12 protein-coding genes are annotated in these 17,032 nt (G+C 37.2%); 6 read left to right on the forward strand and 6 right to left on the reverse strand.

Features of this window, described 5'->3' with window-relative positions; all coding sequences use genetic code 11:
* Nucleotides 1-34: 34 nt before the first annotated feature.
* Nucleotides 35-1,381 (reverse strand): T9SS type A sorting domain-containing protein, encoded by a 1,347-nt coding sequence (locus tag FJA49_RS15285; RefSeq protein WP_140001823.1) that lies wholly within the window; start codon nucleotides 1,379-1,381, stop codon nucleotides 35-37.
* 111 nt (nucleotides 1,382-1,492) lie between these two features.
* Between FJA49_RS15285 and FJA49_RS15290 the strand changes: the two genes are divergently transcribed.
* The 4 genes from FJA49_RS15290 to clpX all read left to right on the forward strand — a co-directional run bounded on the left by FJA49_RS15290 (nucleotide 1,493) and on the right by clpX (nucleotide 5,504).
* Nucleotides 1,493-1,861, forward strand: coding sequence for a phage holin family protein (locus tag FJA49_RS15290; protein WP_140001825.1), 369 nt, complete (start codon nucleotides 1,493-1,495; stop codon nucleotides 1,859-1,861).
* Between the two features lie 123 nt (nucleotides 1,862-1,984).
* Complete coding sequence (gene tig / locus FJA49_RS15295) at nucleotides 1,985-3,310, forward strand: trigger factor (protein ID WP_140001827.1); 1,326 nt, start codon at nucleotides 1,985-1,987, stop codon at nucleotides 3,308-3,310.
* Between the two features lie 223 nt (nucleotides 3,311-3,533).
* A complete protein-coding gene (gene clpP / locus FJA49_RS15300; RefSeq protein ID WP_140001829.1) occupies nucleotides 3,534-4,193 on the forward strand; it encodes an ATP-dependent Clp endopeptidase proteolytic subunit ClpP in 660 nt (219 codons plus the stop codon).
* A gap of 75 nt (nucleotides 4,194-4,268) precedes the next feature.
* Entirely contained in the window at nucleotides 4,269-5,504 is a 1,236-nt protein-coding gene (gene clpX, locus FJA49_RS15305; protein WP_140001831.1) for an ATP-dependent Clp protease ATP-binding subunit ClpX, read from the forward strand.
* Between the two features lie 68 nt (nucleotides 5,505-5,572).
* On the opposite strand, the gene FJA49_RS15310 is transcribed toward clpX, so the two are convergent.
* Both FJA49_RS15310 and FJA49_RS15315 read right to left on the reverse strand, forming a co-directional pair.
* On the reverse strand, nucleotides 5,573-8,032 hold the full coding sequence (locus tag FJA49_RS15310; protein ID WP_140001833.1) for a TonB-dependent receptor domain-containing protein: 2,460 nt from the start codon (nucleotides 8,030-8,032) through the stop codon (nucleotides 5,573-5,575).
* A gap of 134 nt (nucleotides 8,033-8,166) precedes the next feature.
* Entirely contained in the window at nucleotides 8,167-9,693 is a 1,527-nt protein-coding gene (locus FJA49_RS15315) for a GH3 auxin-responsive promoter family protein (RefSeq protein ID WP_140001835.1), read from the reverse strand.
* A 124-nt stretch (nucleotides 9,694-9,817) separates the two neighbouring features.
* On the opposite strand from FJA49_RS15315, the gene FJA49_RS15320 reads away from it, so the two are divergent.
* Nucleotides 9,818-10,615, forward strand: a complete 798-nt coding sequence (locus FJA49_RS15320) for a DUF2797 domain-containing protein (RefSeq protein WP_140001837.1) — start codon at nucleotides 9,818-9,820, stop codon at nucleotides 10,613-10,615.
* An 84-nt stretch (nucleotides 10,616-10,699) separates the two neighbouring features.
* On the opposite strand, the gene FJA49_RS15325 is transcribed toward FJA49_RS15320, so the two are convergent.
* Nucleotides 10,700-13,282: an AsmA-like C-terminal region-containing protein gene (locus FJA49_RS15325; RefSeq protein WP_140001839.1), complete on the reverse strand. Its 2,583-nt coding sequence runs from the start codon at nucleotides 13,280-13,282 to the stop codon at nucleotides 10,700-10,702.
* Between the two features lie 160 nt (nucleotides 13,283-13,442).
* Nucleotides 13,443-15,203: a signal peptide peptidase SppA gene (gene sppA / locus FJA49_RS15330; protein ID WP_140001841.1), complete on the reverse strand. Its 1,761-nt coding sequence runs from the start codon at nucleotides 15,201-15,203 to the stop codon at nucleotides 13,443-13,445.
* Nucleotides 15,204-15,327: 124 nt separating this feature from the next.
* Here sppA and folK point away from each other — a divergent pair, with 124 nt between their 5' ends.
* Entirely contained in the window at nucleotides 15,328-16,467 is a 1,140-nt protein-coding gene (gene folK, locus FJA49_RS15335; protein WP_140001843.1) for a 2-amino-4-hydroxy-6-hydroxymethyldihydropteridine diphosphokinase, read from the forward strand.
* Between the two features lies 1 nt (nucleotide 16,468).
* Here folK and FJA49_RS15340 read toward each other — a convergent pair whose 3' ends face one another.
* Nucleotides 16,469-16,999, reverse strand: a complete 531-nt coding sequence (locus tag FJA49_RS15340; protein ID WP_140001845.1) for an RNA methyltransferase — start codon at nucleotides 16,997-16,999, stop codon at nucleotides 16,469-16,471.
* Between the last annotated feature and the right edge of the window lie 33 nt (nucleotides 17,000-17,032).

The raw sequence follows: 17,032 nt of genomic DNA on the forward strand, positions 1-17,032 counted from the left end.
ACCAGAAAGGGATTTTTTGTAGAATTTATAAAAGCTATTGTTTTGCAAATTTGATAGTTTCTTTAGCTCCACTGTCATTTGTAGCTGTCAGAACATACATTCCTGTTTCAAGACCAGAAACATTCAGGCTTACTTGGTCTTGTGAAGAGAATTTTTGATTTAAAATCTGTTTTCCTAGTAGGTCGTAAATAGCAACTTCGTTGATAGAAGCTCCGCTTAGGTTTAATTGGTTGTTAGCCGGATTTGGATACGCTTTGAAAGTCTTGCCAGAAGCAATGTCTTCTATTCCTAAAGCAGATCCTGTGTATTTATAGATTCCTTCAGTTGGTGTTGCGCCAGTCGTAAATCCGCTTGCCCAACCTGTAGTTCCGTTTAAAAATGCAATGGAAACTCTCTGAACTCCTGAGTCAATTTGTGTCCAAGATGTTCCGTTGTTGTTGCTATATCCTGTAAAAAAATTATCACCGTCTGTGCCAGTTCCAACAAGTACATTTGTTCCTTTAATGTAGTTTAGGTTCGTGTAATTAGAAGTGTAGCTTGCGCCAGAGTCCCATGAAGTTCCTCCATTTGAAGTTTTATACAAAGTATAAGTGTTGACTGCAGAAGAACCGCTTCCGGTTGTGCTTCTGGCTAACAAAATACCATTGTTGTTGTCGCTAAAGAAAATTTGTCCTCCAACTGCAGTTGCTGAAAAGTCAGTAATTGGAGTGTCTAATTTTGTCCAGGTTGCACCCATGTCTGTTGTTCTGTATAGTTTTCCTTTATTGGTCACAAACCAAAAAGAGTTGCCTGCTGCAACATTTCCGCCATTATATCCGTATTCGTCAGATTCTGGATTAGGAAGAGAAGCTGCTGGTACAGCTGTCCAGGTTGTACCGCCATTGCTGGTAGTGTAAACTTCAAACTCTCCTGCTACAGGGTCGCCTTCGGTAACACCATTATTCTCATCGAAAAAGTGAACCACATTAAAGAAGGAAGATCCTATTGTAGAATATGCGCCTGTATTTTGTTTGGTCCAGCTTGTACCTCCGTTTGTCGTTTTCCAAACGCCACCAAGTCCGTTGGTTGGGTGTACGGCTCCTGCCCATGCTGTTGTAGCGTTGATAGGCATAAGATTAGTTATTTCAAGTGTGGCACTTCCAACGTTAATCGTTCCTGTGGTCCATGTTGTACCACCGTTAGTGGTTTTTGTGAAAATCTGTACATTGGCACCAGTGGCGCTTCCATCGTAGCCTTTAGCCCAAACGGTATTGGCATCAACAATGTGAATCTCGTCTAATCCGCGGCTTGCAGCAGTAAATCCTGTGTTTTGGGTTGCCCATTGTGATTGCATAGTCCAGCTGGCGGCTAACAATGCCATTAAAAGTAATTTTTGTTTCATTGTAGTTTTTTTTGGTTAAGAATCAAAGGTATAAAATTTGATTTCATGACCTTGTGAATTTAACATATCGTAAAAAAACCTTATATTTGAATGAACATAAATCGATAAATTATGAATTTGATTGTAAGAATTCTTATTACGGCTGTTTTAGTAATGATAATAGCGCATTTTATGCCGGGTGTTGCTCTTAAGGGCACGCACGGGATCTCGTCAGAAAATTTTGTGACGGCAATAATTGTTGCGGTAGTGTTGGGATTGTTGAATTTATTCGTAAAGCCTCTTTTGGTTTTACTCACACTTCCTGTAACGGTCATCACCTTTGGATTGTTTCTTCTGGTGATCAATGCGTTGATAATTATGCTCTGTGCAAATCTGGTCGATGGCTTTGCAGTTTCAAGTTTTTGGACGGCACTTTTGTTTAGCTTGATTTTGTCTATTTTGCAGTCTGTCGTGTTCTCGCTGACGGGAGGAGATAAATAATATAGCCTATTTGATAGCAGATAGTTATCATATTTGTTAATCCTATATTAATACATGAATGTAAAACTTGGTTGGGTTGTAAAAATGTTATAATTTTGCAACCCAATTTTAGTATGTAAAAAAATGAATATTACAAGAAATAATGTTGACGCATTAAATGCGGTTGTAACAGTTGAAGTATCAAAGGCAGATTATGCTCCTCAAGTTGACAAAGTTTTAAAAAACTACCTGAAAAATGCTAGCATTCCTGGTTTTAGAAAAGGCGCAGTTCCAATGAGCCTAATCCAGAAGCAATACGGGAAAGCAGTTTTGCTGGAAGAAGTAAACAAGGTTTTGCAAGAAAATCTGAACAACTACCTGGCTACTGAGAAACTGGATATACTTGGGAATCCGCTTCCAAAAATTAACGAAGACTTCAATTGGGATGCTGATGATTATTCTTTTGAATTCGAATTAGGTCTTGCGCCTGAATTTACAGTTGATTTAGAGGCTAAAAACAAAATCACTTACTATAAAATTACAGCTGATGACAAAATGCTTGATGATCAGGTACAACGCATCCAGAAGCAGTATGGTAAATTGATTTCTAAAGATACAGTAGAAGAAGGTTTTGATGTGACTGGTACTTTTACAAACGAAGAAAACGGAATCAATAATACGGCTACAATTTCTCTTGATATCTTCAAAGATAAAAAGACAGCTAAAAAATTCATCGGAAAGAAAGTTGGTGATGTAGTTACATTAAAAACTAAAGGTCTTTTTGATGACGATCATAAATTGATGGATTACCTTAAGGTAGGTCACGATAATGTTCACGGTCTTGATATTGAAGTAGATTTCAAAATTGAAGAAATCAATGCATCAGAATTGGCAGAACTAAACCAGGAACTTTTTGATAAATTGTTTGGTGAAGGAAATGTAACTTCTGTTGAACAAGTAAAAGAAAAAATCAAAGAAGATGCTGAAAAGCAATTTGCTTCTCAAGCAGATCAAAAATTCATAAATGACGTAACATCTTCTTTGTTAGAAAATACAAAATTTGACTTGCCAGCTGAATTCTTGAAAAAATGGATACAGACTGTAGGTGAAACACCTTTGACTGCTGAGCAGGCAGAAGAAGAATATGCAAGATCTGAAAACGGACTTCGTTACCAATTGATTGAGGGTAAAGTGATGTCACAAAACAACCTTCAGATTACTTTTGATGACTTGAAAGCGTATACTGCTGAGATTATCAAAAAACAAATGGCACAATTCGGACAGATGAATCCAACTGACGAAGATGTAGATGGAATTGTAGCAAGAGTACTTTCAAACCAGGAAGAAGTAAAAAGACTTTCTGAGCAGGTAATGAATGAGAAAATGCTTGGTTTGTTCAAAGAAAAAGTAAAAGCAAAGACAAAAGAAGTTTCTTACGAGCAGTTCATCAAAGAAATGTACGGAGAATAAATTCTTGAAAAAATCGTTATCTTTAAGGCGCCAAAGTATTTTTTGGCGCTCTTTGTTTTATGCTTTTTCAGATTTTTATACTCAGAAACTGACGGATTGTCCGATTGTGTAAATGCTTTTCATGCCAATAAGGTAAGATTTGCTCTTAGCACGAACTTTGCATACTCAAAGAATATAACAAGAACTGTTTTTATAACTCGTAACTTTTAACTTAATTAAAAAAATGGATTACGGTAAAGAATTTAAAAAATTTGCTATAAAGCACCAGGGCGTTAACAGCATGTATTACGATAAAATCGTTAATAGCATGACGCCATATATTATTGAAGAAAGACAATTAAACGTATCGCAATTAGACGTGTTTTCACGTTTGATGATGGACAGAATCATTTTCCTGGGAACAGGAGTTGATGATCATGTAGCCAACATTATTCAGGCGCAATTGCTGTTTTTAGAAAGCGTGGATTCCTCTAAAGATGTACAGATTTATATCAATTCTCCTGGAGGAAGCGTATATGCCGGATTAGGAATTTATGATACTATGCAGTATATCAAACCAGATGTGGCTACAATCTGTACAGGAATGGCAGCTTCTATGGGAGCAGTTCTACTTTGTGCAGGAGCAGAAGGAAAACGTTCGGCTTTGCCACATTCAAGAGTTATGATTCACCAGCCATCAGGAGGAGCACAAGGAGTTGCGACTGATATGGAAATCAACCTTCGCGAAATGCTGAAACTTAAAGATGAATTATATGAAATCATCGCTAAGCATTCAGGACAGCCTTTTGATAAAGTTCATAAAGACAGCGAAAGAGACTATTGGATGAAAGCTGATGAAGCGAAAGAGTACGGAATGATTGATGAGGTTTTGAGAAGAAGTTAATAAATTTAGTTTATAGTGGATAGTAGATAGTTTATAAACTATCCACTATCCACTATCCACTATCAATTAATAAATATGGCTAAAGAAGTATTAGAGTGTTCTTTTTGTGGAAGGAAAAAGCCAGAAACAAATCTGCTTATTGCAGGGATTGACGCGCATATTTGCGACAGATGCATCGAACAGGCGCATGGAATCGTCATTGAAGAATTAAAGCAGAACAAAAGAAATGGAGCCATGGCTTCGGATCTGATTTTGCAAAAACCAAAAGAGATTAGAGCTTTTTTGGATAAATATGTTATCGGACAGGATCAGACTAAAAAAGTAATGTCGGTTGCTGTTTACAATCACTACAAGCGTTTAATGCAGCAGCAATCCGATGATGAGGTTGAAATCGAAAAGAGCAACATCATCATGGTTGGCCAGACTGGTACAGGAAAAACATTGGTAGCAAAAACCATCGCGAAAATGTTGGATGTGCCATTGGCAATAGTGGATGCGACAGTATTGACGGAAGCAGGCTATGTGGGTGAAGACGTAGAAAGTATTCTTACGAGATTGCTTCAGGCGGCTGACTATGATGTAGCGAAAGCAGAAAGAGGAATCGTTTTTATTGACGAGATTGATAAAATTGCCAGAAAAAGCGATAACCCATCCATCACAAGAGACGTATCCGGAGAAGGTGTTCAGCAGGCGTTATTAAAACTGTTGGAAGGAACGGTAGTGAATGTACCGCCAAAAGGAGGAAGAAAACACCCGGACCAAAAATTTGTTGAAGTAAATACGCAGAACATCTTGTTCATTGCCGGAGGTGCTTTTGACGGAATAGAAAGAATTATTTCTAAACGTTTGAACCGTCAGGCTGTTGGATATGGTTCTTCAAAAAACACAGACAATATCGATAAGGATAATCTGTTGCAGTATGTTATACCAAAAGACATCAAAGATTTCGGATTGATTCCGGAAATCATCGGTCGTCTTCCGGTTTTGACACATATGGATCCGCTTGATAGAGAAACCTTAAGAGCTATCCTTACAGAGCCTAAAAATGCGCTAATCAAGCAATACCAAAAACTTTTGGCTATGGACGATGTAGAGCTTACAGTTTCAGGCGAAGCGTTGGATTATGTAGTGGATAAGGCATTGGAGTATAAACTTGGTGCTCGTGGTCTGCGTTCTTTATGCGAGGCTATCTTGACTGATGCGATGTATGACCTGCCAAGTTCAGACGACAAGGCTTTGGTGATTGATAAATCATATGCTGAAAATGCGTTGGACAAAAACCTTTTGCAGCGTTTGAAAGCAGCATCTTAAAAAAAATAATTACTGAAAATAAAAATCCCGATGATAACTCATCGGGATTTTTTTATGTCTGATTTGAATTAAAGTCCTTTGCCTCCTTCGTTGGCTTTCTCGACCTGGATGTTGGTGTTTTCCGTTTGTAATTTCTGGTTTCCGAAGTTATAGGTCAATGAGATTCGGAAAGTCCTGGAGTCATTCTTTTCGTAAAATAAGGTTCTCAGGTTTTTTCCTTCTACTAATGCGTTTACTTCATTTGCGTTGAAGACATCAAAGCAGTGGAGTCCTACTTTTAGCTTTTTATCCAAAAATGCCTTGTTGAAGGAAATATCAAATTGTTGGATGGGCTTTTCAATTCGGTAAATCTCCCAGTTTCCTTTTGGAAGGAAAAAGTAAGACATATTATTAGTAATTCCCCACGGAAGATGAGTTTGTGCTTCTAAACTAAAGTTTACCATTCCTTTGTTCTTGAATGTGAAATCATAGCCTTCGATATCTGTTTTTATATAGTTGATGTTGGCATAGATGTAATTCATCTTGTCAATCTCATTCAATCGTTTTGAAAACTCTTCTCTGCTTTTGAAAAAATAGTCTAACGGAATAGGGAAAGACAAAGAAGTACTAAATGTTTTGATTTTGTCAAAGGCAGCAAATGTCCTGTTGCTTACCAATTCGCCATCTTTTGCGCTAAAAATGAATTGGGTGTCGTTTTTGGCAACGGCATAATTAGTGCTAAGACTCACATATTGAAAAGCTGTAATCTTGAATCCGTAATTGTCAAAAAATATAGGCTGTAGCGCTATATTTCCCGTAGAAGTATTGTATCGGTTAAAGTTCGAGCCGTTATTCGGGTCAATCGTAAAATAACCCGGCTGTGAAATCTTTTTGGAATAAGAAGTACTCAGGTTGATGTTTTCTGTTGCCTCAAACAAAATGCTGGCATTTGGGAAAAAACGATTGTTGTTGAATTTGATTTTATCAGCAACCGTGCTTGCTTCTCGCTCAATCTCGAAATTTTCAAAACGAAGACCGGCCGTGAAATTGAATTTTTTATACTTCTTTCGGGCTTCCACATAAAATGCGAGGTTATGTTCTGTATAATCAAAATCAATAACCGATTCGTAAATGTTGGAGTTGAATATGGCATCGCTGTCTTCTTCAAAATTGTATTTCCCTAAGTCTTTTACTTTTGTCGTATTGTATTTTCCTCCCGTATTAATAGTAAAGGCATATTTTTCAAAAGGGAATGAAAAATCATACTTCAAATAATAATTGGTCAAACCAAAATCAATATCAGAATTGTTGTAGGTGTATTTATTATTTTCAAAAGAAGTGGAACGGTTCAACGGATTTCGGTCAAACATATTAGTGTAAGCAATTACATCTAGTGTTCTGCCTAAGGTGTCGAGTTTTGTCTTAAACTGCAAACTCAATTCCTGATTGTTTGCTTTTGTTTTAGCTATACCGTGGTTGCTGAAATCAATTGTATTACCAAAAGCCGTACTTGTATTGTCATTACTATCGTTGGAAAGGCTCATGTTGTAATTGAAAAGAATATTAGATTTGTCGGATAATTTATAATTGAGTCCGGTTCTCCAATACACGTTTCTGAAAATCATAGTCTCAAAATTTTCCTGCTGTAACTTTACCGGTGGATTAAAATAGGTGAATTCCTGTCCGTTTTTGTTTCTGTTTTCACGTTCAATATAGTTTACGCCAAACATCGTCTGCCAGCTCAGGTTATTTTTCTTTCCATTGAGAAGAATCTGTGGGCTTGGCTTCTGGTATTTGTTGAAATTGTAGTTGATGTTGAAGCTGGCATTCACACCCTTCATTTTTTTGCTATTGGTCACAATATTGATAATAGAACCGCTGGCATTAGCATCATAAGCAGCGCCGGGATCATAAATAAGTTCTATTTTTTCGATAGCATTGGCAGGAAGGCTGTTCAGGTAATTCTGAAGATCGGTTCCAGTCAGGTTACTTGGAGCACCGTCAATATAAACGGTAACGCCTTTTCCGTTTAAAGTCAGTCCGCCAACAGGTGAAGCTACTACTCCGGGAAGTTTTTTAATGGCTTCGAGTGTGGTGCCACTATTTAGCATTCCGTTTTCTTTAATGCTGATTATAGTCTTGTCAGACTCGACTTTCATGTATTGACGCTGGTTACCATAAACGGTCACTTCGCTCAATTCATTTGTCTTGTCTTTTAGCTCGATATTCTGGATGATTTTTTCCTGGTTTTGTGCAGTCACTTCAAAAGGAAGGGCTGTTTCCTGAATGTCTAATCCTGAAATGGTAAAGATGTAATTCCCAAAGTCAAGTTTTTTGGTAAGCGTAAATTTACAGCCATTGGCCCGATAGGCACCGATTTTAGTCTTGCTGTTTCCTTCGATTTTTTCCAGAAGAATTTCTCTTTCTGACGAATCGCTTTCACAGGGAATACCGCTTTTCGGGCTGTTAAGTTCAAGGTAGGTGGGTGATTGTTGTGCAGATACGATGCTGCTTATGCTTAAGGCAAGCATAACAAATAGTGATTTCATTTTGATTAGTTTGATTGATGATGATACCCATCAGACTTTTCAAAATGGAATTTGTTACAGAAAAAACTTAGTTTTTATTAAGGGCAAAACAACTTTAACACTTTTCCCGGATTTTCAATAAGTAAGAATCTCAATTAGGTACTTACAGAATGTTGCATCGACTTTAATTCCTCCAGATAATTCCTTTGGTTAGAAAGTCTCGGAATTTTGTGTTGTCCGCCTAACTTGTCCTGTTCTTTTAGCCAATCATAGAATAAGTTTGTTCTGGCTACGTTAATGATTAACGGGTTTAAGGTCATGTTGTTATGGCGTTTTGCCTCGTAGTCCGAATTTAGAGACTGTAGCGTATCGTCTAAAACCTGCCTGAAATGGGCAATGTTTTCGGGGTCATTCTTAAATTCAATCATCCATTCGTGTGCGCCTTTTTCTTTTCCTTCCATAAAGACAGGAGCTACAGTATAATCAATAACCTCGGTGTTGGTCATTTTGCAGGCTTTCGCAATGGCCTTATCCGTATTTTCAACGATAAGCTCTTCTCCAAAAACATTAATATGGTGCTTGGTTCTGCCGCTCACACGAATTCTATAAGGATTTAAAGAAGTAAACCGGACAGTGTCACCAACCATATAGCGCCATAATCCAGCATTGGTAGTGATGATGATAGCGTAATTTTTATCTAATTCTACTTCAGACAACCTGATGGTTTTTTGTTCTGGTGTTCCAAAAGTATCCATCGGAATAAATTCATAGAATATTCCATAATCAAGCATCAATAACAGGTCGCTTGAATTGTTAAGATCCTGGATGGCAAAAAATCCTTCAGACGCATTGTAGATTTCGTAATATTGGAACTCTGAGTTAGGCAGGATTTTTTTGTATTGTTCACGATACGGTTCAAAACTTACACCGCCGTGAAAATAAACTTCAAGATTAGGCCAGATTTCGAGCAGATTTGATTTTCCGGTTGCTTCCAATGTTTTGTTCATCAGGACAAGCATCCAGGAAGGAACTCCCGCAAAACTGGTCACATTTTCATGGATTGTTTCATTAATGATAGCCGGAATTTTGGTTTCCCATTCGCTCATCAAAGAAACTTTGTTACTTGGCGTACTGCTAAATTCAGCCCAGATTGGCATGTTGTCAATCAGGATGGCAGACAAATCTCCAAAAAAAGTATTGTTGTCCTCATACAATTGCTTACTGCCACCAAGACGAAGACTCTTGCCGGTAAACAATTGCGATTCTTCATTATTGTTAAGATATAAACTCAATAAATCTTTTCCGGCCTTATAATGGCAATTTTCTAATGCCTCGGTACTCACCGGAATGAATTTACTTTTGGCATTGGTCGTTCCGCTGGATTTGGCAAACCATTTTATAGGAGTATTCCAGAAAACATTTTGCTCGCCCTTTCTTGTCCTTTCAATTAAAGGCTCCAAATCTTCATAGGTAGAAACCGGAACTCTTTCGGTAAATTCCTGATATGATTTTATGGAAGAAAAACCATACTGTCTGCCAATGATAGTTTGTTCAGAGGCACGTATCAAGCTCAGAAGCAACTCTTCCTGAACTTCATTGGGATATTTCAGGAATAATTCAATCTGATGGATTCTTTTCTTTAAAATCCATGTTGCCACCGAATTGATTATGGGTAACGCCATTTTTTAGGTTTGAGTTATGATTTATGAGTTATGAATTCTAACTTTACCAAAAATAAAAAAAATAGTCGAAAGTCAAGTATTTCTGACTATAAAGCAATCACCTCACTTAAATCTGAAAAATATAATGCAATACGAAGGGGTTCTTACTAAGATGGAAACGGAATTTGCAAGTCCGATTCAATATTATATGACTTTTGAAAACAGCTTCTTGAACGTAAATCAGGCTCTTGACAAGAACATAGAAATAAGCTTTTTAGGCTATCAATGCCTGAACTGTTCCAAAAAGAAGAAAATCTTCCGCCAGGGTTTCTGTTATGATTGTTTTTATAGCAGTCCGGCAGTTGGAGACTGGATTATGAGACCTGAACTTAGTACGGCACATTTGGGCATTGCAGACAGAGACTTGGATTATGAAACCCGAGTACAGCTGCAGCCGCATATTGTGTATCTTGCTTTGTCAAGTGAGATAAAAGTAGGAGTGACGAGAAAAACTCAGGTTCCTACCCGGTGGATCGATCAGGGTGCTGATGAAGCCGTTTCTATTGTTGAGGTTCCTAACCGTTATCTGGCAGGAATTACAGAAGTTGCTCTTAAAGATCATTTTGTAGATAAGACCAATTGGCGAAAAATGTTGCAGAATGAAGTGGTTTCGTTGGATTTGATGGCGGAACGGGCACGAATCTTTGAAAGACTACCGGAAGAAGTGAGACCTTATTTCAATACCGACTTGAACGAACATTTTGTAATGAAATATCCGGTATTAAAATTTCCAAAAAAAGTCACCGGACTGAATCTGGAAAAAACTCCAAACTACGAAGGACGCCTGGTAGGTGTAAAAGGACAATACTTAATCTTTGAAGATGGAACGGTTTTAAATGTTCGCAGTTATGAAGGTTATGTTATTGGGATGAATATTTCTTAGAAAATACTTTAAACAAAAAAAAACACCCTGGCAGGGTTTCAAACCCTGCCAGGGTGTTTTTTTTTGTTTTATTAAAAGAGATAACTATTCTTTTTTCTTCTTATTAAAAAGTCCCTTGATTCCTTCAGATACTTTTGTTTTTACATCTTCCTTAGTATTAGGTGTCTGCGTTTTTGTAGTATCCTTTTTGTTGCCACCCAAAAGATTTTCTAGAGCGCTTGTTCCTTTGGTAACCAATTTGTCTTTTTCAGCTTTAATCAGCTGGTTTGCCAGTTTGGTAGCAGCCTGTTCAATATCAGTAGAAACTTTAGGGCTTTTGAAATTACCGGTAAGAATTGCTGTAACCGGAATGTTTTCCAATTTATTGGCTTCAGCTGGAGTCAATTTTGAAATGAGCTTGTTGGCGTCATTGCCTAAGTATTTTGCAGGAACATCAAATTTCAGGTTATAATTCATCGACTGGTCAAAACCATGCTGTCCGCCAACATTAATCTTAATATCTTGATATTTGATATCAAAAGGTTTTACATTGACTTTTCCGTCTTTAAAGGTAAGGTTCGCCTTTAAGTCGTTCAGGTTTAGTTTTTGCAAATCGATAAACTTTACCTTTTCATCAAGCTTGTTCAATACGGCAGAATTCTTAGCATTTATTGTAGTTGATAATAACTGTCCAAAAAGATCTCCCGACAATGTATTCAGATCTGGCGACATGGTTTTGGCATCCAAATTACCAGACAGTTTGATAGTCGAATTCAGTTTTCCGTTAATAGCATCTGCAATCGGAGCGATTTTTTTCATCATGTCCAGCTGCGTAAATGTCTGGTTGATGTCAACTGTGGTTAGTCCAAGATTCATGTCAAATGTTGGTACTTTGCCTTTAGTAGAAACGTCTCCGGTAGCAGTAATCAATCCGTTAAAGATAGAAGTTTTTAAGTTTTGCAATGAAACAGCTTCGTCCTTTACTACAATTTTTCCAGATACATCTTTAAGATTCAGGTTGTCATAAACAACACTATTTGCAGAAGCGTTCAGTGTAACGTTTAAAAGCTTTGGAATCTTGACAGCTTCCGTAGTAACTGTCTTATTGTTGACGGTAGTTTCTGTTTTCGACATAAAGTCTGAAACTAAGAACTGGTTAGACTTCATGGTGAAGTTTCCTCTCAGTTCCTGGTTTTTGAAAGCATATCCTAAGAAGTTTTCCAAAACACCATTTACTTTCAAGTCGGTTTTTCCAGTAGTCATGTCCAATTGCTGCAAATTGATCTTTTGGTTTGAAAACTGAGCAGCTGCCGTATTGATCGTATAGGCTTTTTTATCAGCATCAACATATTTGAATCCGGTAATGCTTGCATTACCCATAGCCTGTATGTTTTGGTATTGATTGGTTTCGACCGATTTCATGTCAAATTTCGTTTCAACATCGGCTTTTAATATTCCGGAAAGTGGCGTGTCCAGTTTAACAGGATAGGCTTTGGAAACATTTCCAAGGTTGACAGTTCCTTTTAGCTTGGCGTCTACCAAAGGGTTTTCAACTATGTTTTTTACATTGGCCTGTACATTGAAAACGTCCTGGTCAATCCTAAAAGAAAGCTTGTCCAGATTGACATAAGTGTCATTCAGATTTCCGGTTTCGTTGATGATTTTGGTATCAATTACAATATTTTCAACAGATTTTGGAAGGTCAGGATATTTAAACGAAGCATTGTTTGACGCAATAGCCAGATTGAATTTAGGTATAGTCTTATCGCTATATAGTCCTTTTGCAAAACCAGAGACTTTAAAGTCGCCTGTTGTTTTTACGGTATTCAAATTTCCAGCATAAGCTTCTGGAATAACACCAAGGAAATTCTTGAAGGAAGATGTTGGGGTTTTGAAAGTCAGGTCGTATTCTTGTCCGGCTTCCACAATTTGGATAAAACCGTCAAATTCCAATGGCAGCTGGTTAATCAGTGCTTTGTTGTCTTTGAAAGTATATTTGCTGTTTTCAAGGTCAATTCCCAATACTGCATCCAAGTCCAATTTGACATTTTTCATGTAATTGGTCTTGTCCATGTCCAAAGAAACCTTAGCCGTAGTTTTTGTGGTCAGGTCTAATTTTGAAGCTGCAAAATTTCCTTTTCCGGTATGATTCAGACTATCGATAACCATTTTTACTTTTGAACGTTCGTCAAAGTAAGTAAAACGCAGGTTTTCTATTTCGTAGTTTTGGATGTTCATCGCAAAAGGCTTGCTTTTCGAATCATCCTTTTTTTCTTTGTCCTCTTTTATAGCGATATCAAAGTTGCCAACGCCATTCTTGTCAAAAAGGATATTGACCACGCCATTGGTAGAAGAAAAAGATTCGATATTCATCGGTTCGCCTTCGCTTTTGAAAAGTTCCTTAATAGACATTTTCAGATTTACTTCTCCAGCGTAAAGCAGTGTGTCGCCTTCAAAAGGAGCTTTGTTAATAATGGCTAGTTTATCAATAGTGACATTGGCACGTGGAAAGCTCTTGAATAGACTTAAGTGTACATCGTCAAACGCCACTTTCGCATCTACCTTCTCATTAATAGATTTCAAAACCAATTGCTGGATCTTGTCTTTAAACAAAAATGGAGCAGCTGCCAATACTATTATGACTACCAGTAAAAATATACCGATGCCTTTCAGAATCTTTTTTAACATAATAAAATTGTTTATTTAGCGAAATTATAACAAAAATTAAACCAAAAGACTTAATTAAAGCATAAATAAAGAATTTTTTAAGTTCGAAAGTCCTTAAGAAATGTCTGAATAAAAAAATCAGGGACTGAGCCCTGATTTGATTGTTATTTCTATTTTGTAATTATTTTATATTGATTTCATAAGGGAGCAATGCCTGCATTCCTTTCTGAGCACTCATTCTTCTGATTTGTTGAATCATCTGGTAGTTCTCTTCACCAACTTCTTCTTTGATAAAGCTTTCTTTGGATTGCATGAAAGGCATTCCGCCAAAGAAATCACCAAATTTCTTCTCGAATGAAGGGAAATCAGCCGTTTTATATTCTTTAATATTGGCTAGTTTTGCTGCTTCTTTAAGTGCATCGCCCATACCACCGATTTTATCTACTAATCCAATTTTTAACGCATCTGCTCCGGTCCAGACTCTTCCTTGTGCTATAGAATCTACAGCTTCGAACTTCATATTTCTTCCTGTTGCAACACGTCCCACAAAAACTTTGTAGATATTTTCCACGCTTTCCTGGATTGTTTCTTTTGTGCCTTCATCCAAAGGCGTGAAAATACTGTATCCGGCTGCATTTTGGTGCGTTTTTACCTGTTGCGTATGGATTCCGATGTTGTTGGTCAGTTTTGTAATATTTGGCAATGTTCCGAAAACTCCAATCGATCCTGTGATTGTTGTTTCTTCAGCAAAAATTTTGTTGGCATTGCAGGCAATATAATAGCCTCCTGATGCGGCCACATTCCCCATAGAGACAACTACCGGTTTTACTTTTTTGGTCAATTCGATTTCTCTCCAGATTAAATCTGAAGTCAATGCGCTACCACCCGGACTGTCGATTCTCAAGACAATGGCTTTTACATTTTTGTCTTTTCTGGCTTTTTGCAAAGAGCGTCTCATAGAGCCTTCACCAATAATATTAACATCGCCTTCTCCGCCAAGTATAGTTCCTTGTGCGTAGATAATAGCAATAGTATTGTCTGTACTAGGTTTTTTTCCTGTTGTTGAGTTTTTATGAGCATAATCTATAATGCTTACCGTGTTATACTCTTCGTCTTTATTGACTTTTAGTGCTTTACGGATGGCATTGTGATATTCGTCTTCATAAGCAATTTTATCGATAAGCTTTTCTGCTTTTGCCATTTCAGGAGTTCTGGCCAATAATCCATTTGCGATTTCATTCAATCGTTCAACAGAAATTTTTCGGCTTTTCGAAATGTCGGTAACTACAGAGCTCCAGACAGAATTCAATAAGGCAGAAATCTGCTCACGATTAGCCTCGCTCATTTCATTAGCCAAGTAAGGTTCCACGGCGCTTTTGTATTTTCCGTGACGAATAACTTCCATTTTAACGCCTGTTTTCTCCTGAAAATCTTTGTAAAACATCACTTCAGAAGAAAGTCCCTTGAAATCCATTTCCCCTACAGGATTAAGATAAACGGTGTCAGCAACAGAATTTAGGTAGTATTCTTTTTGAGTATAAGAATTAGCATAAGCCACAACAAATTTTCCTGACTTCTTAAAGTCTTCCAGTTTGTCACGAAGCGCTTTGCTTTGTGCCATTCCCAATAGCGAAATGTTGTTTAGTATTGAAATTCCTTTGATTTTGCTATCTGTTTTTGCCGCATCAATAGCATTGATGATGTCAGAAAGCCCGTTTGTTTTTTCTTCGTTCAGGAATTCGAAATCTTCATATAAAAATTTTCCGGCATAATCATTAGTAACTTCTTCGAGGTTGAGCTCGATTACGGAATTGTCTTTTACGGCTACCGTCTTGTCGTTATTGCCAAATAATGCTGCAAAGATTATAAATCCAAAGAAAAGGATAAATAAGAAAACAAATAAGCCGAGTACGGTTGAAAAGATGTTCTTTAAAAAATTCATAGTATTGTTATTTCTTTATAGGTCACTCATATAGTGTAAAAGTTACAAATTTCGGTGTAATAATTTCAGGGTGCAACTTAAAAATGTGCTTTTGTGTGAAATACTTTTCCTTAATTTGCAGTCTATGAAAATGCAGCACCAAGCCATATTATCTATCGGAAGCAATCAAGGAGACAGACTTCAAAACATACAGCAGGCTATTGATTTGATTCACAACGAGATTGCAACTGTCGTAAAAGTTTCCAAACTTTACGAAACGCCGGCTTGGGGATTTGAGGGCGATGCATTTTATAATTGTGCCATTTTGGTGCATACCTGCAAAGAGTCTTCTGTGCTTTTGGATGAAATTTTAAGTGCTGAACTCCGTTTGGGAAGAATCAGAAGCAAGGCCATAGGCTATCAATCCCGTACTATTGATATTGACATTATCAGTTTTGATGAAGAAATAATCAATACAGAAAACCTGACAGTTCCACATCCACGTATGGCTGACAGGAAATTTGTATTACTGCCGATGGACGATCTGAAGTCGGATTTTGTGCATCCTGTATTGCTGAAAAATGTTATCGAATTGTTGAGAGATTGCCAGGATGATTCCGATTGTAAAGTAATTTCCAATTTAAAATCTCCGGTGGCAAACTATCATTTTGACCGATTCAATTATATCGCCATCGAAGGAAATATTGGTGCAGGAAAAACAACACTGGCTCATAAGATTGCTGAAGATTTTAATGCTAAGACCGTTTTGGAAGGTTTTGCAGACAATCCCTTTTTACCAAAATTCTATAAAGACCAGGCAAGGTATGCTTTCCCGTTAGAAATGTCTTTTTTGGCCGACAGATATCAGCAACTATCGCAGGATTTGGCCCAATTTGATTTGTTTAAAGACTTTATCGTTGCGGACTATCATATTTTTAAATCCCTGATTTTTGCCAAAGTTACTTTGGGTGAAGATGAATACCGTTTGTATAAAACACTTTTCGATATCATCTACAAAGAGATGAAAAAACCTGATTTGTATGTGTATCTTTATCAGAATACAGACAGGCTGTTAGAGAATATCAAAAAAAGAGGGCGTTCCTATGAGCAGGAAATTCCTGCGGAATATCTGGATAAAATCAGCAGAGGATATTTGGACTATATAAAATCCCAAACAGACTTGAATGTCTTGATTATTGATGTTTCGGATAAAGATTTTGTCAAAAACCAAAGCGATTACCTTCAGATTTTAAATGAAATCGAAAGCAAAGCTTCGGCAGTATAGTTTAGTAGTTCAGTTTCTGGAACAAATCCCATACTACAATTCCCGCACTCACAGAAATATTTAGGGAATGTTTGGTTCCCAATTGTGGAATCTCTATCGTCCCTTCGCATTTTTTAATGGCTTCCTGAGAAACTCCTTTTACTTCGTTTCCAAAAACCAAAGCATATTTCTGTCCGCTTTTTGGCTCAAATTCCTGAAGTGAAATGGAGTTTTCTACTTGTTCAATGGCCAGGACAGAAATGTTTTCTTTTTGCAACGCATCGATAACTTCTAAAACTTTTTTTGCATATTCCCAGGCAACAGTATCAGTAGCGCCTAAAGCCGTTTTATGAATTTCTTTATTGGGTGGAGTTGCCGTGATACCACAGAGATAGATTTTTTCAATCAAAAAAGCATCAGCTGTTCTAAAAACAGAGCCAATATTGTGCAGACTTCGAATGTCATCCAGAATGATGATGATTGGCGTTTTTTCAGCCTGTTTGAAATCTTCAATGCTTTTTCGTTCTAATTCGCTGTTGGCAAGTTTTCTCATAAATGCGGATGCAATATTGTTAGTTTTTCTATT

Origin of the sequence: Flavobacterium microcysteis (assembly GCF_006385255.1) — a bacterium.
GTDB classification, from domain to species: Bacteria; Bacteroidota; Bacteroidia; order Flavobacteriales; family Flavobacteriaceae; genus Flavobacterium; species Flavobacterium microcysteis.

Coding starts and splice junctions, on each gene's coding strand:
- folK (WP_140001843.1), top strand. CDS start 15,328: ATGAAAATGCAGCACCAAGCCATATTATCTATCGGAAGCAATCAAGGA.
- FJA49_RS15285 (WP_140001823.1), bottom strand. CDS start 1,381: ATGAAACAAAAATTACTTTTAATGGCATTGTTAGCCGCCAGCTGGACT.
- FJA49_RS15315 (WP_140001835.1), bottom strand. CDS start 9,693: ATGGCGTTACCCATAATCAATTCGGTGGCAACATGGATTTTAAAGAAA.
- clpP (WP_140001829.1), top strand. CDS start 3,534: ATGGATTACGGTAAAGAATTTAAAAAATTTGCTATAAAGCACCAGGGC.
- clpX (WP_140001831.1), top strand. CDS start 4,269: ATGGCTAAAGAAGTATTAGAGTGTTCTTTTTGTGGAAGGAAAAAGCCA.
- sppA (WP_140001841.1), bottom strand. CDS start 15,203: ATGAATTTTTTAAAGAACATCTTTTCAACCGTACTCGGCTTATTTGTT.
- FJA49_RS15325 (WP_140001839.1), bottom strand. CDS start 13,282: ATGTTAAAAAAGATTCTGAAAGGCATCGGTATATTTTTACTGGTAGTC.
- FJA49_RS15310 (WP_140001833.1), bottom strand. CDS start 8,032: ATGAAATCACTATTTGTTATGCTTGCCTTAAGCATAAGCAGCATCGTA.
- FJA49_RS15290 (WP_140001825.1), top strand. CDS start 1,493: ATGAATTTGATTGTAAGAATTCTTATTACGGCTGTTTTAGTAATGATA.
- FJA49_RS15340 (WP_140001845.1), bottom strand. CDS start 16,999: ATGAGAAAACTTGCCAACAGCGAATTAGAACGAAAAAGCATTGAAGAT.
- FJA49_RS15320 (WP_140001837.1), top strand. CDS start 9,818: ATGCAATACGAAGGGGTTCTTACTAAGATGGAAACGGAATTTGCAAGT.
- tig (WP_140001827.1), top strand. CDS start 1,985: ATGAATATTACAAGAAATAATGTTGACGCATTAAATGCGGTTGTAACA.